The sequence below is a fragment of the Polaromonas sp. YR568 genome, assembly GCF_900116715.1.
GTDB lineage: Bacteria > Pseudomonadota > Gammaproteobacteria > Burkholderiales > Burkholderiaceae_C > Polaromonas.
In genome coordinates this window covers 329,934-349,439 of sequence record NZ_FPBM01000003.1, presented here as the reverse complement: position 1 = coordinate 349,439, position 19,506 = coordinate 329,934, and the positions used below count along the sequence as shown (strand labels likewise).

The following is a 19,506-nucleotide window of genomic DNA, read 5'->3' as shown; positions in this document are numbered from 1 at the left end:
TTCATGCTTGCCAAACGAATCATTCCCTGCCTCGACGTGACCGGCGGCCGCGTCGTCAAGGGCGTCAACTTCACCCAGCTACGCGATGCGGGCGACCCGGTGGAAATCGCCGCGCGCTATAACGAGCAGGGCGCTGACGAGCTCACTTTCCTCGATATCACCGCGACCAGCGACGGCCGCGACCTGATCCTGCCCATCATTGAAGCCGTGGCATCGCAGGTATTCATTCCCCTCACGGTGGGCGGTGGTGTGCGCACTGTTGAGGACGTGCGCCGCCTTCTCAATTCCGGCGCCGACAAGACCAGCTTCAACTCGGCCGCCATTGCCAACCCGCAGGTGATCGCCGACGCATCCGCCAAATACGGCTCGCAGTGCATCGTGGTGGCGATTGACGCCAAGCGCCGCAGCGCCGAAGACGAAAAACGCCTGACACCCGCCGGTGAACCGGTCGGCCCGGGTTGGGATGTGTACAGTCACGGCGGGCGCAAGAACACTGGCCTGGACGCCGTAGCCTGGGCCACCGACATGGCGCGGCGCGGCGCGGGCGAGATTTTGCTGACCAGCATGGACCGCGACGGCACCAAGTCGGGCTTTGACCTGGCGCTGACCCGCGCGGTGAGCGACGCCATCAGCGTGCCGGTGATCGCCTCGGGCGGCGTCGGCAACCTGGAACACCTGGCCGACGGGATACAAACCGGCGGCGCCGACGCGGTGCTGGCCGCCAGCATCTTTCATTACGGCGAATACACGGTGCAGCAGGCCAAGCAGCATATGGCCGAACGGGGCATCCCCGTTCGAATGACGTAACCCCCGCCGGCTTCGCTGCGCTACGCCTTCCCCCCTGCTGGGGCGATATCTGCGGTCCGGCAAAGCCGGTCCCGCGATATCCTTGCTTTGGCGCGTCATTCCAAATCCGTGACAATTGCCTCATGACTAAAAACTGGTTAGATGAAGTCAGCTGGGACGACAAGGGCCTGATCCCCGTCATTGCACAAGAAGCCTCCAGCGGCGATGTGCTCATGTTCGCCTGGATGAACCGCGAGGCGCTGCAAAAAACCGCCGAACTCGGCCAGGCCGTGTATTTCAGCCGCTCGCGCGGGCGCCTGTGGCACAAGGGCGAAGAGTCCGGCAATCAGCAAACGGTGCATGAGATTCGCCTGGATTGCGACAACGACGTAGTCTTGCTCAAGGTGACGCAACTGGGCCACACGCCGGGCATCGCCTGCCACACGGGCCGTCACAGCTGTTTTTTCAGTGTGTATAAAGACGGCCAGTGGGTAGTCACCGAGCCCGTGCTCAAAGACCCGACAACCATGTACAAACAGACCCCCGGCAAACATGACCACGAATGACTCCCTCCAGCGCCTGGCGCAGATCATTGAAAGCCGCAAGGCGGCCAATGGCGGCGACCCGGACACCAGCTATGTGGCGCGCCTGCTGCACAAAGGCCCCGACGCCTTCCTGAAAAAAATCGGCGAGGAAGCCACTGAAACCGTGATGGCGGCCAAAGACATCGACCGCGGCGGGCCCACGGTGGAGCTCAAAGGCAAGCTGGTCGGCGAGGTAGCCGACCTGTGGTTTCACAGCCTGATTGCGCTGGCGCATTACGGCCTGAGCCCCCTCGATGTGATTGCCGAACTGGAGCGCCGCGAAGGCACCAGCGGCATCGAGGAAAAAGCTTTGCGCAAGGCGCAGCACCGCGATGCGTCCGAAAAGCCATAGGCCGTAAGCCTGACCCCGCCCATTCATTTGACTTGACCTGAGGAAGCTGACCTGATGGAAACCGACCTGGCCGAATTCGAAGGCAAAAGCCCCAACGACCGCACCGTCATGCATGTGCTCTACGCACTGCATACGCTGGCCTGGTTCAGCGGCGGTGTGTTCGCGGTGATCGCCGTGATCATCAACTACATCCGCCGCGCTGACGAGTCCGACGCGCTTTACATCGACCACCACAACTACATGATCCGCACCTTCTGGTGGACGCTGGGCTGGCTGGTGCTGCTGTCGCCGCTGTGGCTGCTGTTTGTGCTGCCGGGCTTTGTGGCTTACGGCATTGTGTGGCTGTGGTACCTGTACCGCTGCGTGCGCGGCTGGATGCGTTTTAACAGCCATCGCCCGACTTAATACCTCTTTCAGACTGGATCACGCATGAGCCACCCAGACAACTGCATTTTCTGCAAGATCGCCGCCGGCGCCATTCCCAGCCGCAAGGTGTATGAGGACGATGAGTTCTTCGCCTTCCACGACATCAACCCCTGGGCGCCTGTCCATTTCCTGATCATCCCCAGGGAGCACATCCCGTCGATGGCGCAGGTGGGGCCTGAACACACCGCCATGCTGGGCCGCCTGATGGCGCTGGCCCCCAAACTGGCGATGGAGCAGGGCTGCAATCCGTACCCGGAAGGCGGCTACCGCATCGTGACCAATACCGGCGCGGAAGGCGGGCAAGAGGTGCACCATTTGCATTTCCACGTGATCGGCGGGCCCCGCCCCTGGCTGAAAGGCTAAGAGCGTTACAAAGCCCAACGGAACCCCCGGCGCCCGCAGGCACACTAACCCGGTAGGGCAATGTGTGTACTCAGGGTCCTGACAGGCCGGGCCTTTAGAATCAACGCATTGCGTGCAAACCGGCAATTCCGCAAGTTTTGGCATTTATCTGCACTGATACCCCGCAATTTCCAGATTAGGAGCAAATCATGGGTTCATTTTCCATTTGGCACTGGCTGATCGTGCTGTTGATCGTGGTGATGGTTTTCGGCACCAAAAAGCTCAAGAACATGGGCAGCGACCTCGGCAGTGCCGTCAAGGGCTTTAAAGACGGCATGAAAGACGGTGGCCAGGCCCCCGCCGACGTGCCAGTGCCGCCTGCCAGCGTCACCAACGCCCAGGCCGCCGACAAAACCACCATCGACGTCGAAGCGCGTCAAAAGTCCTGATCCCGGCCTGACACCTCGTGATTGATCTCGGCATCTCCAAAATAGCGCTGATAGGCGCGGTCGCGCTGATCGTCATCGGCCCGGAGAAGCTGCCGCGCGTGGCGCGCACCGTAGGCACCTTGCTGGGCAAGGCCCAGCGTTACGTGGCCGACGTCAAGAACGAAGTTAACCGCTCCATGGAGCTGGACGAGCTCAAGAAGATGAAGGACACCGTCGAGGGCGCGGCCCGCGACGTGGAGAACTCCATCCAGACCAACGCCAGTGATTTTGAAAAATCATGGGCCGAAGCCACCGGCGATTCGCCTTCTGGCGCTTTGCCCGGCATGGAAATCTTCCCCGAATACAAGCACCCGAAAAAGAAGTGGCGCCTCAAGCAGGGCGCGACGCCCCAGTGGTACAAGGCCCGTTCGGGCGTGCGCACCCGGGCGCAGTCCGGCGCGGCCCGTGTGGCGCGGTTCCGCCCGCAGCCGGGCCGCCCGCTTTGAGCCGCCCCACTGATCTTTCCTGCCAGGCGCGCATACCGGCGCAACCCATCCAGCGCACACCCTCCCCATGAGCGACCCCAACACCGACAAGCCCGACGAACTCGCGGGCACCGAGCAGCCCTTTGTGCAGCACCTGATGGAGCTGCGCGACCGGATGATCAAGGCGGTGATCGCCATCGGCATCGCCGCCGCCGTGCTCGCGATCTTCCCCGGCCCGGGCGCTCTCTATGACATCCTGGCCGCGCCGCTGGTCGCCGCGCTGCCCAAGGGCGCCACGCTGATTGCCACCAACGTGATTTCGCCCTTTGTGGTGCCGATCAAGATTTTGTTCATGGCCGCCTTCATGATTGCGTTGCCGGTCGTGCTTTACCAGGTGTGGGCTTTTGTGGCGCCCGGCCTTTATTCGCACGAGAAAAAACTGGTGATGCCGCTGGTGGTCTCCAGCACCTTGCTGTTTTTTGTCGGCGTGGCTTTCTGTTATTTCGTGGTGTTCGGCCAGGTGTTTCATTTCATCCAGAGCTTTGCGCCCAAGTCGATCACTGCCGCGCCTGACATCGAGGAGTACCTCAACTTCGTGCTCGGCATGTTCCTGGCCTTCGGGCTGGCCTTTGAGGTGCCGATCGCGGTGATTTTGCTGGTGCGCATGGGTGTGATTACCGTGGCCCAGCTGCGCGAATACCGCGGCTACTTCTGGGTGGCGGCAGCCGTCGGCACCGCGTTGGTGACGCCGCCGGACGCTGGCTCGATGATCATGCTGCTGGGCGTGGTCGGCGGCCTGTATGAGGTCGGCATCATTGCCGCGCAGGTGTTCGTCAAGAACACCAAAAAGCCTGAAGACGGCGCTGAGGCCGAAGCTGCCCAGCCCTGAGTGATCTGAACTGCGGCGCCATCAGGGCGCCCGTGCCTCGTTTTCTGAGGGAAATCGGGCTGCAGCCCAATAAAGACGGGCGCAAGAAGCTACCAAATAAATAGCAAGTTCCGCAGCAAGGCCTGGCCAGATCAGGCTTGACCCGGCCAAAAACCGCCTAGCGCTGCTGCACCTTGGGCCGCTGGCGTTTGCCCGGCGTCACCGCAATCTCGGTTTCCTTGTCCTTGCGCAGCACCGTCAGCGGTGCGGGTGTGCCGGGCTTGAGGGCCGCCACGGCTGTCAGCAACTGGCTCACATTGCGCACGCTTTTACCGTCGACGGCCGTGATCACGTCGCCGGGCTGGATGCCGGCCTGCGCGGCCGGGCCGTTTTGCAGCACGCCGGTGATGATGACGCCGCCATCCTTGGCCGCCGCGGGCTTCAGGCCAAAAGTCTCGGCCAGCTCGGGGTTCAGGTCCTGCGGCTCAACACCTATCCAGCCGCGCGTGACCTGGCCGTCTTTCACGATGCCTTCGAGCACCTGCTTGGCGGTTGAAACCGGGATCGCAAAGCCGATGCCCATGGAGCCGCCCGAGCGCGAGTAAATCGCGGTGTTGATGCCCATCAGGTGGCCGTTCACGTCGACCAGCGCGCCGCCGGAATTGCCCGGGTTGATGGCCGCGTCGGTCTGGATGAAGTTCTCAAAAGTGTTGATGCCCAGCTGGTTGCGCCCCAGCGCGCTCACGATGCCGCCGGTCACGGTCTGGCCGACGCCGAAAGGGTTGCCGATGGCCATCACCGGGTCACCCACCTGCAGCGCGTCGGAGTTGCCCAGCACGATGACAGGCAGCTTGTCCAGGTCGATCTTGAGGATGGCCAGGTCGGTGTCCGGGTCGGTGCCTATGACTTGCGCCTTGGCCTTGCGCGTGTCGTTGAGGATGACCTCGATCTCGTCGGCGCCTTCGACCACATGGTTGTTGGTCAGGATGTAGCCGGTGGCGCTGATGATGACGCCGCTGCCCAGGCCGCCCTGTGGCTCGTTGGGGCTCTGGTCACCGAAGAAAAACTTGAACCACGGGTCTTCGGCATGCGGGTTTCTGGCCGCAGCCTTGCTGGTGTTGATGCTGACGACGGCCGCGGATGCAACCTTGGCGGCCGAGGCAAAACCGGCGCCCGCACCGGCACTGCGGGGTGCGCTGCCGGCCGGCGCTTCAATCACCGACAGCCCCTGCTGCAGCCTGCCGCGGTCCAGCCACTCGGGCTTGAGCGTGGCGACGACAAAATAGGCTGCCAGCAGGACAGTGACGGTTTGCGAGAAAAGAAGCCAGGTGCGTTTCATGAAGCGGTGGGTGGCGTTGTGCCGCGCGGGATGCGAAAAAACAGGGTGAATCCCGGGGGGGCGCGGGCTGTAAAGATGCGCGCCGCCGGGTGATGAAGTTTATCGCTTCGGGCCCCCGGCGGCTGTAAGGAAGCGCGCCGGTTTGCTCCGGTACCATGTTTTGGGCAGCTAAAAAGCTGCGCGCGGGCCGGCAGGAGCAGCCGCCCCGTGGTCAACAACCATAACGAGGAGACATTGATGCATCAGTATTCACGGCGGGCCTGGCTCGCGCGCGGCGCGGCCGCCATGGCGGCCGGCTCTGCGGGGCTGGCGATGCCCGTTCTGGCGGCGCCAACGACAACAAAATTCCCGGCCAGCCTTGTAGCGCAAGGCACCACGCTGCAGCTCAACGGCGCCGGCACCCGTTTCAAGGCCATTTTTAAGGTCTACGACATGGCCATGTACACGAGCCGCAAGGTCACATCGGCCGATGAGGCGATGAAGCTGGGCACGCCCATCCGCCTGGCTTTTGTGGCGCTGCGCGAGGTCTCCGGCACCGACCTGGGCAGGCTCTTTCTGCGCGGCATGGCCGACAACTCCAGCCGCGATGCCGTCAGCCGCCATTCGGTGTCCAGCAACCGCCTGATCGACATCTTTTCGGGCCGCAGCAAGCTGATGCCCGGCGATTCGTTTGCCATGGAGTTTGTGCCGGGCAAAGGCACCAGCTTTTTCATCGCCGAGCAGCCGCAAGGCGCGCCGGTCGGCGATGCGGAGTTTTTCCGCATGGTGCTGGGCATCTGGCTGGGTTCCGTGCCCGCCGACTTCATGCTCAAGGACGCCTTGCTGGGGCTCGAGAAAAGCTGAGCGCCCTGAGACAATCGCGGCATGAGCACCACACGACAGGACTTGCTGCAGGCCTTTGACACGCTTTTGCAGCCCGCGCGTTTCAAGGACTACGGCCCCAACGGCCTGCAGGTCGAGGGCAAGGCCGAGGTCGGCAAGATTGTCTCGGGCGTCACCGCCAGCCGGGCGCTGATCGAGGCGGCCATCGCGGCGCGAGCTGACGCGATCTTTGTGCACCACGGCCTCTTCTGGCGCGGGCAGGACGGCCGCGTCACCGGCTGGATGAAGCAGCGTCTCGCCCTGCTGCTGGCGCATGACATCAACCTCTATGCCTACCACCTGCCGCTGGACGCGCACCCCGAGCTCGGCAACAACGCGCAACTGGGTGTGCAACTGGGCCTGGCAGTGAGCGGCCGTTTTGGCGAGCAGGACCTGGGTTTTGTCGGCGCGCTCGCCGATGGCGGCCAGTTTGCCGATGCCGCGGCGCTGGCTGCGCATGTCGGAAAAGTGCTTGACCGGCCAGTCACCCAGGCAGGACCGGCGCAGGCAGCTATCAAAAACATAGCATGGTGCACCGGCGGCGCGCAAGGCTACTTTGAGGCCGCGATCGCGGCGGGCGCCGACGCCTTCATCACCGGCGAAATCTCGGAGCCCCAGGCGCACTACGCCCGCGAGATGGGCGTGGCCTTCATCGCCTGCGGGCATCACGCGTCAGAGCGCTACGGCGCGCCGGCCGTGGCGGCGCACGTCGCGGGGCAACTGGGCCTGGCCCACGAATTTATCGACATCGACAACCCGGCCTGACGCGGCGGTACGGGGCGGTTGCTTAAGCCGGTTTGTGGCGGTGCCGCCCGGCCCGAGGCAGCTTGGCGCTTGCCTTGCTGCGGGACGATCCTGAAGACGAACCTGGCTTCGCGGCCTTCGCCGCATTTCGCAGCGCGCGCCAGCTGGAGCCCAGCTCGGCATGCTCCACCGGCACGGCGGCATGGGTTTCCGGATCAAGCAGCGCCGCGCGGGAACGCATATTGCGCGCAGCCTCGGCCACCGACTGGGCTTCGTGCAGCAACTGGTCCACATCCTTGTCGGCCGCCGACAGGTGAACAATGCCGACGGCGATGTCGGGCGTGATCCGGATGCGGGCGCCGCTTAAAGAGGGCACCTCCATGGGCCGGCGCAGGCTGGACGCCACACGCAGGCCCAGCGTGCGTATCCAGCGCGGCGAATGCATGGTCTCCAGCAGCACCACAAAGCAGCGGTCGTAGTAACGCCCGGCCGGGTTGACGGCGCCCGTGTGGCGCTGCATGCGCCGCGCCAATTGGTAGTAGAGGTCGTTCAGGCCCGCCTGGCCGATCTGCGGCAAGAGGCGTTCGGGCTCGAACAGCATCACCGCCATCAGGGCGCCGTCGCGCCGGGTGCGCTGGCGCCGGCGCTGCGCCCGGATGATTTTTTGCACCATCATCACGCCGCTGTAGAGCTGGGTGATCGGGTCGCGCCGCGAGACGTCGCCCTGCGAAAGCTGACGGGTTTGCCGGTTGCGCAGCCAGAGCATGGCCGCCGTGATGACCAGGCTGAGCAAGGCCGTCATCACCACGCCGGCCTGCAGGGCCACCGAGGGGCGGCTGGCATTGAGCGCCAGGCTGTAAAGGCCGATCTGGGCGGGCAGGGTGAAGAGGCAACCGGCCGCCAGGCCCCAGGCCAGCTTGTCGCCCAGCTGCGTGGCGCGCACCGACAGCCAGAGCACCACCGACAGGTTGGCGATGGCCAAAGCGCCCGAGGCCGGCAGGCGCCATGCCGGCGCCAGCAGCAGGCACAGCGGCCCGCCTGCGAGGCATAGCAAGGTGATGGTGAGCAGGCTCGTCTTCATCAGGCGGTCGCGCTGGTGGGCTGACAACCATTGGCTGGCGCCGAAGCTGCCCATGGCGGCGCACAGGGGGCCGCAAAGGATTTGCGCAACGCCCAGCGGCGCCTTCAGTCCCGGCCAGATGGCGGCGGGCAGCCCGCTCAGCAGCATCACGACCAGCCAGCACAGCGCCAGGTAGGCCAATGTCTGTGACGCGGCGCGGGTGCGGCTGTAGAGGGTGTCGGCCAAAGCCAGCAAGACGACCAGGCCGATCGCGCCGGCTGCGGCGCTCCACAGCATCATTTCGGCGCTGGAGAGCAGGGGGCGGGCCACGGCGTCCATGGCGCTTCAGGGGCCTGTGCGGCGGCCGGCCGGCCACTGCGGCAGGGTTTGCGCCAAAATAGCCCAAGAATGCATCTGCTCGAACTCCCTGTGTCCGTTTCACCGCCTGCGGCATCTGATGGCCGGCAGGCCGTCCGTTTTTTCGCGATTATGGGCTGTCTGGCCGCGAATTGCATCGGGCAAATTGCGCGCTTTCATGAATAAACCCCTGCTCATCACCATGGGCGATGCAGCCGGCATCGGCCCTGAAATCATCGCCAAAGCCTTTCGCGATGCGCCCGCCGAGATGGCCGGTTGCGCCGTGGTGGGTGATGTGGCCACGCTGCGGCGCGCTACGGCGCTGGTGGCGTCCCCGCTGGCCTTGCCTGTGGCGCAACTGGGCAGCCTTGACGACCTGGCGGGTGTGCCGCCGCGCTGTGTTGCCGTGCTACAGAAATGTGAGCTGGTTACGCCCGTCCCTTATGGGCTGGTGAGTGGTTTGGCCGGCCAGGCCGCAGCCGACTGCATTGTCTGGGCGGCCCGCAACGTGCTGGCTGGCGAGGCGGCTGCGCTGGTCACCGCGCCTATTCACAAAGAAGCGCTGGCCGCCGCCGGGGGCTGGGCGGCGGTATTTCCGGGCCACACCGAAATGCTGCAGGCCGAAGCCGCCGCCTTTCTGGGCAAACCCGTGAGCGATGTGCCGGTGCGCATGATGCTGGCCAATGACGAGCTCAGGACGGTGTTGGTGAGCATTCACATGTCGCTCAGGCAAGCTATTGATGCGGTCACCTTTGACAACGTGCTGCAGACCTTGCGCATCACGCACAAGGCCGTCGGCGCTGGCTTGGGGCGTGCGCTCCGCATCGGGGTGGCGGGGCTCAACCCGCATGCCGGAGAGGGCGGGCTGTTCGGCAGCGAAGAGCAGGCCATCATTGCGCCGGCCATCGCGGCGGCGCGCGCCGAGGGCCTGGATGTGAGTGGCCCCTTCGCGCCTGACACGGTGTTCATGCGGGCGCGCCAGGCGGCCGGCAGGCCCGGCGAGTTTGATGTGGTGGTGGCGATGTACCACGACCAGGGGCTGATTCCCGTCAAATACCTGGGGGTGGAGCAGGGCGTGAACGTCACGCTGGGGCTGCCGCTGGTGCGCACCAGCCCGGACCACGGCACGGCGTTTGACATTGCGGGGCGCGGCGTAGCGGATGCGTCCAGCCTGCTGGCGGCAGTGCGCGCGGCGCGTCAGCTGGCCGCCGCCTGAAAATTCAGATTAGCCCTTTTTGAGGCTGTCGCGGATTTCGCGCAGCAGCACGATGTCTTCAGGTGTCGCGGCGGGTGCGGGCGCAGGCTGGTCGCGCTTGAGGCGGTTGATCTGCTTGACCATCAGGAAAATGATGAAGGCCAGGATGACGAAGTTGACCGCGACGGTAATGAAATTGCCGTACGCAAAGACCGGCACACCGGCTTTCTTCAGGGCATCCAGCGTGGTGGCCGTGCCGGCCGGCACCGTGCCCAGCACGATGAACAGGTTGGAAAAATCCAGCTTGCCGAAGAGCGCGCCGACCAGCGGAAGAATCAGGTCGCTGACGACCGAATCCACAATCTTGCCGAAAGCCGCGCCGATGATCACGCCGACCGCTAGGTCGATGACGTTGCCCTTGACGGCAAATTCCTTGAATTCCTGCATCATTGCCATGTGTTTCTCCTCTTGTTGGTAAGTGTTGTGCTGGTGCCGGTGCGTTGTTGTTGCGCCACCAGGAAAAAACATTATCAGCGCTCGGTCTGTTTGTGAAAGCGTCACGCAAGCTTTTGCTTGAAACAAAGTATGTGCAAATCAGGTGGTGCTTAAAAAACAGGCGCTCCGGCTGCCGCGAGGCGGGCCGGATGCACCCGAACCCCGGCCTTTGCCTTGAAAAACGACATCGCGCTCCGCTACAATTGCGGGTTGACCCCACTAAGCCTATTTCAAGCCAGTTCTTGAAGGACTCTCATGACCCAAGCAAGCGAAGCAAGCGCGAACGGTACGCCCCACGGCGCCCCCGTCGATAAAGATAAAAGAAACTGGCTCGTCACCACCTGCGTCGTTGGCGGCGCAGGCGTTGCAGCCACCGCCGTTCCCTTTGTCAGCACGTTCCAGCCCTCCGAAAAAGCCAAGGCCGCCGGCGCCGCTGTCGAAGTCGATATTTCCGACGTCAAGCCCGGCGAAAAGATCACCGTCGAATGGCGCGGCAAGCCCGTCTGGATCGTCAAGCGCACGCCCGCGCAGCTCGCCGAGCTGCCCAAGGTCGATGCCCTGCTGGCCGACCCGAAGTCTGAGCGCAAGCCCGACGAACTGACCCCTGTTTACGCCCGCAACGAAAACCGCTCCATCAAGCCCGAAACGCTGGTGGTGGTCGGTATCTGCTCGCACCTGGGCTGCTCGCCTTCCGACAAGTTCCAGCCCGGCGCGCAGCCTTCGCTGCCAGACGACTGGGCGGGCGGCTTCCTCTGCCCCTGCCACGGCTCGACCTTCGACATGGCCGGCCGCGTCTACAAGAACAAGCCCGCACCGGACAACCTCGAAGTGCCGCCCCATATGTACCTGTCAGACACCCGTTTGCTGATCGGTGAAGACAAAAAGGCCTGAAGGCGCCTTTAACCCGGCACCTTCAAAAGACCTTGTAGCCAGCGCCTGACGCTTGCCAAAGAACCCCACCGAACCAGGATCAGTTATGGCTGAATTCAAAGAAATCTCCCCCGATGCCCCGATCGCCGTCAAGGCGATGAACTGGATCGACAACCGCTTCCCCGCCAGCAAGCTCTACAAAGAGCACATGAGCGAGTACTACGCACCGAAGAACTTCAACTTCTGGTACATCTTCGGCTCGCTCGCCATGCTGGTGCTCGTCATCCAGATCGTGACCGGCATCTTCCTGACGATGAACTACAAGCCCGATGCCGCACTGGCCTTCGGCTCCGTCGAATACATCATGCGCGACGTGCCCTGGGGCTGGCTGATCCGCTACATGCACTCCACCGGCGCTTCCGCCTTCTTTGTGGTGGTCTACCTGCACATGTTCCGCGGCCTGCTCTACGGCAGCTACCGCAAGCCACGTGAGCTGGTCTGGATCTTCGGTTGCGCGATTTTCCTGTGCCTGATGGCCGAAGCCTTCATGGGCTACCTGCTGCCATGGGGCCAAATGAGCTACTGGGGCGCCCAGGTGATCGTCAACCTCTTTGCCGCGATTCCTTTCATCGGCCCCGACCTGGCACTGCTGATCCGCGGTGACTATGTGGTGGGCGACGCCACGCTGAACCGCTTCTTCGCCTTCCACGTGATCGCCGTGCCGCTGGTGCTGCTGGGCCTGGTGGCCGCGCACATCATCGCGCTGCATGAAGTGGGTTCGAACAACCCCGACGGCGTTGAAATCAAGGGCCCGAACGCCCCCAAGGACGCCGCAGGCCACCCGGTGGACGGCATTCCTTTCCACCCGTATTACACGGTGCACGACATTTTCGGCGTGAGCATGTTCCTGATGATCTTCACGGCGATCATCTTCTTCGCGCCCGAGTTCGGCGGCTACTTCCTCGAATACAACAACTTCATCCCGGCCGATCCGCTGAAGACGCCGGCGCACATCGCCCCGGTCTGGTATTTCACGCCTTACTACTCGATGCTGCGCGCCATCACCGGTGAAATGGCCGGTGCCCTGGGCATCATCGCCATCGTCGCCGCAGTGCTTGCCGCCCGCAAACTCTCCGGCATCTTCAAGCCTGCCGTGCTGGTCATCGCCGTCGGCGCTGCTCTGCTGCTGGGCCTGCTGCCTTCCATCGCCAACTGGATCGGCCTGGTTGTTCCAGCCGCCGGCGCCGGCATCGCCAAGGGCCTGGATGCGCTGGCCGCACCGCTGGCCGGCGTGCCTTTCCTGGGTGAACTCTGGGGCATGATGATCAAGGGTATTGACGCCAAGTTCTGGGGCGTGGTCGTGATGGGTGGTGCGGTCATCATCCTGTTCTTCCTGCCCTGGCTGGACCACAGCCCCGTCAAGTCCATCCGCTATCGCCCTGACTGGCACAAATACATGTACGGCATTTTTGTCGTCAATTTCCTGGTGCTCGGCTACCTGGGCGTCCAGCCCCCGTCGGCCATCGGTGAGCGTGTGTCCCAGCTCGGTACCCTGTTCTATTTTGGTTTCTTCCTTTTGATGCCGTGGTGGAGCCGTCAGGGGACTGCCAAGACGCCGCCGGACCGTATCGTTTTCCACGGTCACTAAGCAGGAGATAACAACAATGAAAAAACTGATTTTTTCCCTGATCGCGGCTTTTGGCCTGGTTGCCGGTGCACACGCCTCCGAAGGCGGCATTGCCTGGGACAAAGCGCCCAACAACACCAACGACCTCGGCTCCCTGCAAAACGGCGCCAAGCTGTTCGTCAATTACTGCCTGAACTGCCACTCGGCGGCTTTCATGCGCTTTAACCGCCTGAAAGACATCGGCCTGACTGACCAGGAAATCAAGGACAACCTGTTGTTCACCACTGAAAAAGTGGGCGACACCATGAAGGCCGCGATTGATCCCAAGCAGGCGAAAGACTGGTTCGGCGGCAACCCGCCCGACCTGACCGTGATCGCGCGTTCGCGCGCCGGCCATAACGGCACGGGCGCCGACTACCTCTACACCTACCTGCGCACCTATTACCCGGACGACACCAAGGCCACGGGCTGGAACAACCTGGCTTTCCCAAGCGTGGCGATGCCGCATGTGCTGTGGGAACTGCAAGGTGTTCGCACACCGGTGTTTGACGAAAAAGAAGAGCACGGCCACAAAGTGTCCATCTTCAAGGGCTGGAAGCAGGTCACGCCTGGCACCATGACACCCTTGCAGTACGACCAGGCCATGGGCGACCTCGTGGGTTACCTGCAGTGGATGGCTGAGCCCGCGCAAAACACCCGTATTCGTGTGGGTGTCTGGGTGCTGATTTTCCTTCTCGGCTTGACCTTCGTCGCCTGGCGCCTGAATGCGGCGTTCTGGAAAGACGTCAAGTAATTTTTTCGCCGGGACCTGGTTCCCGGCACCTTCTGGAGTGGATGCTTTTTATATGTATCCACTCCTTTGCATTTAGGAGTTCCGCACCATGATGGTCCTTTATTCAGGCACAACCTGCCCCTTCTCGCACCGCTGCCGTTTTGTGCTGTTTGAAAAAGGCATGGACTTCGAAATCCGCGACGTCGACCTGTACAACAAGCCCGAAGACATCAATGTGATGAATCCGTACGGCCAGGTGCCCATCCTGGTTGAGCGCGACCTGATCCTGTACGAGTCGAACATCATCAACGAGTACATCGACGAGCGTTTCCCGCATCCGCAACTCATGCCTGGCGACCCGGTCGACCGCGCACGCGTTCGCCTCTTTTTGCTGAACTTCGAAAAAGAGCTGTTCGTTCACGTGAGCACGCTGGAATCGCGCGCTTCCAAGGGCAACGAGAAGGCGCTTGAAAAAGCCCGTTCGCACATTCGCGACCGCCTGACGCAACTCGCCCCCATCTTCCTGAAGAACAAGTTCATGCTGGGCGACAACTTCTCCATGCTGGACGTGGCGATTGCTCCGCTGCTGTGGCGCCTCGACTACTACGACATCGACCTGTCGAAGAATGCCGCACCGCTGCTCAAGTATGCAGAGCGCATTTTTTCGCGCCCAGCCTATATCGAAGCGCTGACGCCTTCCGAGAAAGTGATGCGCAAGTAATCACCGAATCCGATTTCCTGGACAAGCAGCTTGGCTGAATTCATGAACGCACTGGACTCCACGTCAACGCGGCCCTACCTGATACGGGCCCTGTACGACTGGTGCACCGACAACGGCTTCACGCCTTACGTGGCCGTGTCGGTGGACGACACCGTGCAGGTGCCGCGTGAGTACGTGAAGAACAATGAAATCGTGCTCAACATCAGTTTTGACGCGACCTCGTCGCTCAAACTGGGCAATGATTTCATCGAGTTCAAGGCGCGTTTTGCCGGCAGCGCCCGGGAAATCATGGTTCCGATCAGCCATGTGATTGCCATTTACGCCCGCGAAAACGGGCAGGGTATGGCTTTTCCCATGGGGACGCCCGCTACGGGCGCGGCTCCGGGCGCTGAAGCCGGCAGTGATGGCGGTTCCGCCCCAGCAGGCGCTTCAGTTTCCCCGGCAGCCGCGCCGGCGCATCCGCACAATCCGGCGGAAGGCCTCGAGGGCAAGATCATGCAACTGGTGCCCGACAGCGCACCGGGTGAGGGCGGCGAGGGCACGGACCCGCCGGAGCCTCCCAAGCCGCCGCGTACACGGCCTTCCCTGAAACGGGTCAAGTAAAATAGCTTTCCCGTGCCGCTTTAGCTCAGTTGGTAGAGCAACCGCCTTGTAAGCGGTAGGTCGTCAGTTCGATTCCGACAAGCGGCACCATTTATCCGATTCTTGCCTTTCCCATGCCATATGGGTACCATACGCTACCAATTTTGTAGCGGGTAATGAGGCAGATACGTTGTTGCAGGCGAATGAGGGCTTTTACAAGCCTGTCGCGGCTACTACTTTCTGACTATTAGTATCTTCAGGCGAATTGAGGTAACCTTCCAACCTTTGCCGAGAAGGCGGGCCTGGATAAGAGGGAGTAACTGCCGGATTTTGGCAGCGGCCGCATTGCCGCTCACCAGCAGGCACCAGGTGTCGCCGTCAATGGGGCCGGCCTGGACAGCAGGGCGCAAGGCTTCAGGCAACAGCGATTCAATGGCCTTGAGCCTGTCGCTGGATTCCTGGACGAGCTCTGTCAGCCGCGCCAGGGAGGGGGAATTTCCCGCAGCCTGGTATACAGAAAGCGCCTGTGGAAGGCGCCGGTCGGTGGTCATGATGTGCGGTGCGCGGACATGGTGCGCCCAAGCTTTTAAAGAGGTGGACAAGTGCATTTGATTATCACGGATGCGTGGCTGGCGAAAAGCCGGGCCATCTATTTAAGCGGCACAAAACTGGTTCTTGCGGGCTTTGTCGCCGCATTGGCACTCATGCTGGTGGCTGCCGGCCTTTATCACTGGGTGTTCCTCAAAGGCGCGCGCGAAGGCTGGCCGGTCGTCGGGGCTCTGGTCAAACTCATGGTCAAGGACGAATTTGACCAGCGCGACCGCTTCATGCGCGAAAACCTCGATGTCATGGCCAAGCGGGTGGGGGAAATGCAGGCCAAGATGATGCAGCTCGAGGCCCTCGGCGAACGCGTCTCCGGCCTGGCGGGCGTCAACCCGAATGAGATCAAGGTCACGCCCGGCCGGGGCGGGGCGCTGGTGGCGGGCCCGTCCCTCACCATGGAAGAACTCCAGGCCACCCTGGCCGATCTGGACAAACTCACCGACCAGCGGGTCGACCTGATGACCGTCATGGAATCCCGGCTTTTCGACCAGAAGATCAAGAAGATGATGGTCCCCACCCAGGAACCTGTCGCCGGCGGCAATCTGGGTTCGGCCTTCGGCTGGCGCATCGACCCCATGAACGGCCGCTCGGCCCTGCATACCGGGCTCGACTTCCCTTCCGAGCCGGGCACCCCCATTCTTGCCGCCGCGGGCGGTGTGGTGGTGACACAGGAATACCACCAGGCCTATGGAAACATGGTGGAAATCGACCATGGCAACGAGCTCGTCACGCGCTATGCCCACGCTTCACGCGTGCTGGTGAAAAAGGGCGACTTGGTCAAGCGCGGCCAGAAGATCGCCGAGGTGGGCACCACCGGCCGCTCTACCGGCCCGCACCTGCATTTCGAAGTGCTGGTTCAAGGCGTCTTCCAGGATCCGCAGAAATTCCTGACAGCCGGGCGCAATCTGCCGAAACCGGCGGTGGCAGCGGCCCCGCCGCAGCCGGCCGTTCCCGGTCTGCCCCAGCTGCCGCGCCCCCATTAGGCCTATTTGCCCTTTGCCGGCCGGCGCAGGCCTGATGCAATGCGCGGCTTTTCCTTTCTTTACCCATCCGGCGTTTCGGGGCGGCCGTTCGATTGCCCCCCGGCAGAGTTAAAATCAGAGGTTTGCGCACAGTTGAACTCGCTGACAGCGCCCACACCTAGGTTCCGTACTCAATAAGGGATTTCGGCCGCATTGCCAGCTCAAGGGGAGCGGTCAAGGCGGCCTCGCATTTATGGCTTCCAACATCCTGACCAAAATTTTCGGCAGCCGCAACGACCGGCTGCTCAAAACCTACCGCAAAACCGTAGAACGCATCAATGCGCTGGAAACCGAGTACGAGAAGCTGGACGATGACCAGCTCCGCGCCAAAACCCAGGAATTCAAGAACCGCGTAGCCGCGGGCGAAGAACTGGACAGCATCCTTCCCGAAGCCTTTGCCGTGGTGCGCGAGGGCAGCAAGCGCGTCATGAAGATGCGTCACTTCGACGTCCAGATGTTGGGCGGCATGTCGCTGCACAACGGCAAGATTTCCGAAATGCGCACCGGTGAGGGCAAGACCCTGACCGCCACGCTGCCGGTCTACCTCAATGCGCTGACCGGCAAGGGCGTGCATGTGGTGACGGTCAATGACTACCTTGCCAGCCGCGACGCGCGCTGGATGGGCAAACTCTACAACTTCCTGGGCCTGACGGTCGGCATCAACCTGCCCAACATGTCGCGCGAGGAAAAGCAGGCTGCTTACGGCTCCGACATCACCTACGGCACCAACAACGAGTACGGCTTCGACTACCTGCGCGACAACATGGTCTACGAAGTGGCGGACCGCGTGCAACGTGGCCTGAACTACGCCATCGTCGACGAAGTGGACTCCATCCTGATCGACGAGGCGCGCACGCCCCTCATCATCAGCGGCCAGGCTGAAGACCACACCGAGATGTACCTGGCGATGAACAAGATCGTCCCCATGCTGACGCGCCAGGAAGGTGAAGCCGACCCGCGCACCGGCGAGGGCGTCACCAAGCCCGGTGACTTCACCATCGACGAGAAAAGCCACCAGGTTTTCCTGACCGAGCAAGGCCACGAGAGCGCCGAGCGCCTGCTGTTCAACCTGGGCCTGATCGCCGAAGGCGCCACACTGTACGACCCGGCGAATATTTCGCTGATGCACCACCTGTATGCGGCCCTGCGCGCCAACCTGCTGTACCACCGCGACCAGCACTATGTGGTGCAAGAAGGCGAAGTCGTGATCGTCGACGAATTCACAGGCCGCCTCATGTCGGGGCGGCGCTGGAGTGATGGCCTGCACCAGGCCGTCGAAGCCAAGGAAGGCGTGCAGATCCAGGCTGAAAACCAGACCCTGGCGTCCATCACCTTCCAGAACTATTTCCGCCTGTACGGCAAGCTGGCCGGCATGACCGGCACCGCCGATACCGAAGCCTACGAGTTCCAGGAAATCTACGGCCTCGAAACCACGGTCATACCGCCCAACCGCGTGAGCCGCCGCGACGACCAGCTGGACCGCGTCTACAAAACCACGCGCGAGAAATACGAAGCCGCCATCTGGGACATCCGCGAATGCTATGTGCGCGGCCAGCCCGTGCTGGTCGGTACCACCTCGATTGAAAATTCCGAAATCATCGACCAGCTGCTGATCAAGGAAAACCTGCCGCACCAGGTGCTCAACGCCAAGCAGCATGCCCGCGAAGCCGACATCGTGGCGCAGGCCGGCCGGCCGAAGATGATCACCATCGCCACCAACATGGCGGGCCGCGGCACCGACATCGTGCTGGGTGGCAATGTGGAAAAACTGATCGAGGCTGTTGAGGCGGACGAGGCGCTGGACGCCGCCGCCAAGGAAGCCGAAATCACCCGCCTGCGCGCCGTCTGGAAAGAAGAGCACGAGCAGGTCACGAGCTTGGGCGGCTTGCGCATCATCGCGACCGAGCGCCATGAATCACGCCGCATCGACAACCAGTTGCGCGGCCGCTCGGGCCGCCAGGGCGACCCCGGCTCATCGCGCTTTTACCTGAGCCTGGACGATCCGCTGATGCGCATTTTCGCGGGCGACCGCGTCAAGTCCATCATGGAGCGGCTCAAGATGCCCGATGGCGAGGCGATCGAGGCGGGCATTGTGACCCGCAGCATCGAATCCGCCCAGCGCAAGGTCGAGGCCCGCAACTTCGACATCCGCAAACAACTGCTGGAGTACGACGACGTCTCCAACGATCAGCGCAAGGTCATCTACCAGCAGCGCAACGACATTATGGACGCCGGCAGCCTGCAGGCGCAGATCGCCTCGCTGCGCGAAGGCTGCTTCACAGACCTCGCACGCCAATACGTGCCGGTCGAAAGCGTCGAAGAGCAATGGGATGTGGCGGGCCTGGAGAACGTGCTGCGCGACGAATGGCAGATTGAGTTCCCCCTGCGCGCGGAGCTTGATGCCGCCACGGCCATCACCGACGACGAAGTGGTCGAAAAGGTCATCGCTGCCGCCAACGCCGCCTTTGCCGACAAGGTCGAAAAAATCGGCGAAGAAAACTTCACGCAGTTCGAGCGCGTGGTCTTGCTGCAAAGCATCGACAGCCACTGGCGCGAACACCTGAGCGCGCTGGACTACCTGCGCCAGGGCATTCACCTGCGTGGCTATGCGCAAAAGCAACCCAAGCAGGAATACAAGCGCGAAGCGTTTGAACTTTTTGGCCAGTTGCTCGACAGCGTGAAAAACGAAGTCACCAAGGTGCTGATGACGGTCAAGATCCAGTCGGGTGAACAGCTGGAGCAAGCGGCCGAAGAAATGGAAAGCCGCGCCGAGAACATCACCAACGTCACCTACACCGCGCCGACGGAAACCGGCGAAGTGGAAACGACTGTCGACGAAGAGTCCCAGCGCCGCGCTCCTGCCGTGCCGGTGGGCGACGTGCCCCGCGTGGGCCGCAACGACCCCTGCCCTTGCGGTTCGGGTAAAAAATACAAGAACTGCCACGGCCTGCTGAACTGAGCGCCGGCCCCGAGCCGAACGCATCTCC

At 62.7% G+C, this 19,506-nt stretch carries 22 protein-coding genes and 1 tRNA gene; 19 read left to right on the top strand and 4 right to left on the bottom strand.

The annotated features are described in order from the left end of the window. Window positions 1-3: 3 nt before the first annotated feature. The 8 genes from hisF (at window position 4) to tatC (ending at window position 4,292) form a co-directional block, all read left to right on the top strand. Entirely contained in the window at window positions 4-807 is an 804-nt protein-coding gene (gene hisF / locus BM408_RS09155) for an imidazole glycerol phosphate synthase subunit HisF (protein ID WP_092129172.1), read from the top strand. A 122-nt stretch (window positions 808-929) separates the two neighbouring features. Continuing rightward, entirely contained in the window at window positions 930-1,352 is a 423-nt protein-coding gene (gene hisI / locus BM408_RS09150; RefSeq protein ID WP_092129170.1) for a phosphoribosyl-AMP cyclohydrolase, read from the top strand. Beyond that, entirely contained in the window at window positions 1,339-1,722 is a 384-nt protein-coding gene (locus tag BM408_RS09145) for a phosphoribosyl-ATP diphosphatase (RefSeq protein ID WP_092129168.1), read from the top strand. Before hisI ends, BM408_RS09145 begins: the two co-directional genes overlap by 14 nt. A 54-nt stretch (window positions 1,723-1,776) precedes the next feature. After that, a complete protein-coding gene (locus tag BM408_RS09140) occupies window positions 1,777-2,127 on the top strand; it encodes a DUF4870 family protein (RefSeq protein WP_092129166.1) in 351 nt (116 codons plus the stop codon). A 24-nt stretch (window positions 2,128-2,151) separates the two neighbouring features. Then, window positions 2,152-2,511, top strand: coding sequence for a histidine triad nucleotide-binding protein (locus BM408_RS09135; protein ID WP_092129164.1), 360 nt, complete (start codon window positions 2,152-2,154; stop codon window positions 2,509-2,511). 188 nt (window positions 2,512-2,699) lie between these two features. After that, the gene (gene tatA / locus BM408_RS09130; protein WP_092129162.1) at window positions 2,700-2,939 is read left to right on the top strand and encodes a Sec-independent protein translocase subunit TatA; all 240 of its coding nucleotides are present in this window, start codon (window positions 2,700-2,702) and stop codon (window positions 2,937-2,939) included. A 17-nt stretch (window positions 2,940-2,956) separates the two neighbouring features. Next, a complete protein-coding gene (tatB, locus tag BM408_RS09125) occupies window positions 2,957-3,424 on the top strand; it encodes a Sec-independent protein translocase protein TatB (RefSeq protein ID WP_092129160.1) in 468 nt (155 codons plus the stop codon). Between the two features lie 67 nt (window positions 3,425-3,491). Continuing rightward, window positions 3,492-4,292, top strand: a complete 801-nt coding sequence (gene tatC / locus BM408_RS09120; RefSeq protein WP_092129158.1) for a twin-arginine translocase subunit TatC — start codon at window positions 3,492-3,494, stop codon at window positions 4,290-4,292. 157 nt (window positions 4,293-4,449) lie between these two features. On the opposite strand, the gene BM408_RS09115 is transcribed toward tatC, so the two are convergent. Further along, window positions 4,450-5,610 carry a S1C family serine protease gene (locus tag BM408_RS09115; protein WP_092129156.1) on the bottom strand — a complete coding sequence of 387 codons (1,161 nt, stop codon included), beginning with the start codon at window positions 5,608-5,610 and terminating at the stop codon, window positions 4,450-4,452. A gap of 237 nt (window positions 5,611-5,847) precedes the next feature. Here BM408_RS09115 and BM408_RS09110 point away from each other — a divergent pair, with 237 nt between their 5' ends. Beyond that, window positions 5,848-6,453 (top strand): chalcone isomerase family protein, encoded by a 606-nt coding sequence (locus BM408_RS09110; protein WP_092129532.1) that lies wholly within the window; start codon window positions 5,848-5,850, stop codon window positions 6,451-6,453. 21 nt (window positions 6,454-6,474) lie between these two features. Further along, a complete protein-coding gene (locus BM408_RS09105; protein ID WP_092129154.1) occupies window positions 6,475-7,236 on the top strand; it encodes a Nif3-like dinuclear metal center hexameric protein in 762 nt (253 codons plus the stop codon). A 22-nt stretch (window positions 7,237-7,258) separates the two neighbouring features. Here BM408_RS09105 and BM408_RS09100 read toward each other — a convergent pair whose 3' ends face one another. Further along, a complete protein-coding gene (locus BM408_RS09100; protein ID WP_092129152.1) occupies window positions 7,259-8,614 on the bottom strand; it encodes a diguanylate cyclase domain-containing protein in 1,356 nt (451 codons plus the stop codon). Between the two features lie 196 nt (window positions 8,615-8,810). Between BM408_RS09100 and pdxA the strand changes: the two genes are divergently transcribed. Next, window positions 8,811-9,848, top strand: a complete 1,038-nt coding sequence (gene pdxA, locus BM408_RS09095; protein WP_092129150.1) for a 4-hydroxythreonine-4-phosphate dehydrogenase PdxA — start codon at window positions 8,811-8,813, stop codon at window positions 9,846-9,848. A gap of 9 nt (window positions 9,849-9,857) precedes the next feature. Here the strand turns inward: pdxA and mscL are convergent, their stop codons facing one another. Next, window positions 9,858-10,283, bottom strand: a complete 426-nt coding sequence (gene mscL, locus BM408_RS09090; RefSeq protein WP_092129148.1) for a large conductance mechanosensitive channel protein MscL — start codon at window positions 10,281-10,283, stop codon at window positions 9,858-9,860. 294 nt (window positions 10,284-10,577) lie between these two features. On the opposite strand from mscL, the gene petA reads away from it, so the two are divergent. From petA to BM408_RS09060, 6 genes are all read left to right on the top strand, one after another. Then, window positions 10,578-11,213 carry a ubiquinol-cytochrome c reductase iron-sulfur subunit gene (gene petA, locus BM408_RS09085; protein WP_092129146.1) on the top strand — a complete coding sequence of 212 codons (636 nt, stop codon included), beginning with the start codon at window positions 10,578-10,580 and terminating at the stop codon, window positions 11,211-11,213. Between the two features lie 85 nt (window positions 11,214-11,298). Further along, complete coding sequence (locus tag BM408_RS09080) at window positions 11,299-12,840, top strand: cytochrome b (protein WP_092129144.1); 1,542 nt, start codon at window positions 11,299-11,301, stop codon at window positions 12,838-12,840. A gap of 16 nt (window positions 12,841-12,856) precedes the next feature. Beyond that, window positions 12,857-13,612, top strand: coding sequence for a cytochrome c1 (locus BM408_RS09075; RefSeq protein ID WP_092129142.1), 756 nt, complete (start codon window positions 12,857-12,859; stop codon window positions 13,610-13,612). An 88-nt stretch (window positions 13,613-13,700) separates the two neighbouring features. After that, a complete protein-coding gene (locus BM408_RS09070) occupies window positions 13,701-14,312 on the top strand; it encodes a glutathione S-transferase N-terminal domain-containing protein (RefSeq protein WP_007868077.1) in 612 nt (203 codons plus the stop codon). Between the two features lie 42 nt (window positions 14,313-14,354). Continuing rightward, entirely contained in the window at window positions 14,355-14,915 is a 561-nt protein-coding gene (locus BM408_RS09065; RefSeq protein ID WP_092129140.1) for a ClpXP protease specificity-enhancing factor, read from the top strand. Window positions 14,916-14,929: 14 nt separating this feature from the next. Further along, window positions 14,930-15,005, top strand: a tRNA-Thr gene (locus tag BM408_RS09060). A gap of 122 nt (window positions 15,006-15,127) precedes the next feature. On the opposite strand, the gene BM408_RS09055 is transcribed toward BM408_RS09060, so the two are convergent. Next, a complete protein-coding gene (locus tag BM408_RS09055) occupies window positions 15,128-15,445 on the bottom strand; it encodes a hypothetical protein (protein ID WP_092129530.1) in 318 nt (105 codons plus the stop codon). A 51-nt stretch (window positions 15,446-15,496) separates the two neighbouring features. Here BM408_RS09055 and BM408_RS09050 point away from each other — a divergent pair, with 51 nt between their 5' ends. Further along, window positions 15,497-16,480, top strand: coding sequence for a M23 family metallopeptidase (locus BM408_RS09050; RefSeq protein ID WP_092129138.1), 984 nt, complete (start codon window positions 15,497-15,499; stop codon window positions 16,478-16,480). Window positions 16,481-16,712: 232 nt separating this feature from the next. After that, entirely contained in the window at window positions 16,713-19,478 is a 2,766-nt protein-coding gene (gene secA, locus BM408_RS09045) for a preprotein translocase subunit SecA (protein WP_092129136.1), read from the top strand. Window positions 19,479-19,506: the final 28 nt, after the last annotated feature.

Bases quoted from the DNA above. Each gene is read 5' to 3' on its own strand.
- petA (WP_092129146.1), top strand. From the start codon at position 10,578: ATGACCCAAGCAAGCGAAGCAAGCGCGAACGGTACGCCCCACGGCGCC.
- BM408_RS09080 (WP_092129144.1), top strand. From the start codon at position 11,299: ATGGCTGAATTCAAAGAAATCTCCCCCGATGCCCCGATCGCCGTCAAG.
- BM408_RS09065 (WP_092129140.1), top strand. From the start codon at position 14,355: ATGAACGCACTGGACTCCACGTCAACGCGGCCCTACCTGATACGGGCC.
- mscL (WP_092129148.1), bottom strand. From the start codon at position 10,283: ATGGCAATGATGCAGGAATTCAAGGAATTTGCCGTCAAGGGCAACGTC.
- BM408_RS09070 (WP_007868077.1), top strand. From the start codon at position 13,701: ATGATGGTCCTTTATTCAGGCACAACCTGCCCCTTCTCGCACCGCTGC.
- tatC (WP_092129158.1), top strand. From the start codon at position 3,492: ATGAGCGACCCCAACACCGACAAGCCCGACGAACTCGCGGGCACCGAG.
- BM408_RS09110 (WP_092129532.1), top strand. From the start codon at position 5,848: ATGCATCAGTATTCACGGCGGGCCTGGCTCGCGCGCGGCGCGGCCGCC.
- BM408_RS09105 (WP_092129154.1), top strand. From the start codon at position 6,475: ATGAGCACCACACGACAGGACTTGCTGCAGGCCTTTGACACGCTTTTG.
- BM408_RS09140 (WP_092129166.1), top strand. From the start codon at position 1,777: ATGGAAACCGACCTGGCCGAATTCGAAGGCAAAAGCCCCAACGACCGC.
- BM408_RS09100 (WP_092129152.1), bottom strand. From the start codon at position 8,614: ATGGACGCCGTGGCCCGCCCCCTGCTCTCCAGCGCCGAAATGATGCTG.
- pdxA (WP_092129150.1), top strand. From the start codon at position 8,811: ATGAATAAACCCCTGCTCATCACCATGGGCGATGCAGCCGGCATCGGC.
- BM408_RS09135 (WP_092129164.1), top strand. From the start codon at position 2,152: ATGAGCCACCCAGACAACTGCATTTTCTGCAAGATCGCCGCCGGCGCC.
- tatA (WP_092129162.1), top strand. From the start codon at position 2,700: ATGGGTTCATTTTCCATTTGGCACTGGCTGATCGTGCTGTTGATCGTG.
- BM408_RS09115 (WP_092129156.1), bottom strand. From the start codon at position 5,610: ATGAAACGCACCTGGCTTCTTTTCTCGCAAACCGTCACTGTCCTGCTG.
- secA (WP_092129136.1), top strand. From the start codon at position 16,713: ATGGCTTCCAACATCCTGACCAAAATTTTCGGCAGCCGCAACGACCGG.
- BM408_RS09145 (WP_092129168.1), top strand. From the start codon at position 1,339: ATGACCACGAATGACTCCCTCCAGCGCCTGGCGCAGATCATTGAAAGC.
- BM408_RS09055 (WP_092129530.1), bottom strand. From the start codon at position 15,445: ATGACCACCGACCGGCGCCTTCCACAGGCGCTTTCTGTATACCAGGCT.
- hisI (WP_092129170.1), top strand. From the start codon at position 930: ATGACTAAAAACTGGTTAGATGAAGTCAGCTGGGACGACAAGGGCCTG.
- BM408_RS09075 (WP_092129142.1), top strand. From the start codon at position 12,857: ATGAAAAAACTGATTTTTTCCCTGATCGCGGCTTTTGGCCTGGTTGCC.
- hisF (WP_092129172.1), top strand. From the start codon at position 4: ATGCTTGCCAAACGAATCATTCCCTGCCTCGACGTGACCGGCGGCCGC.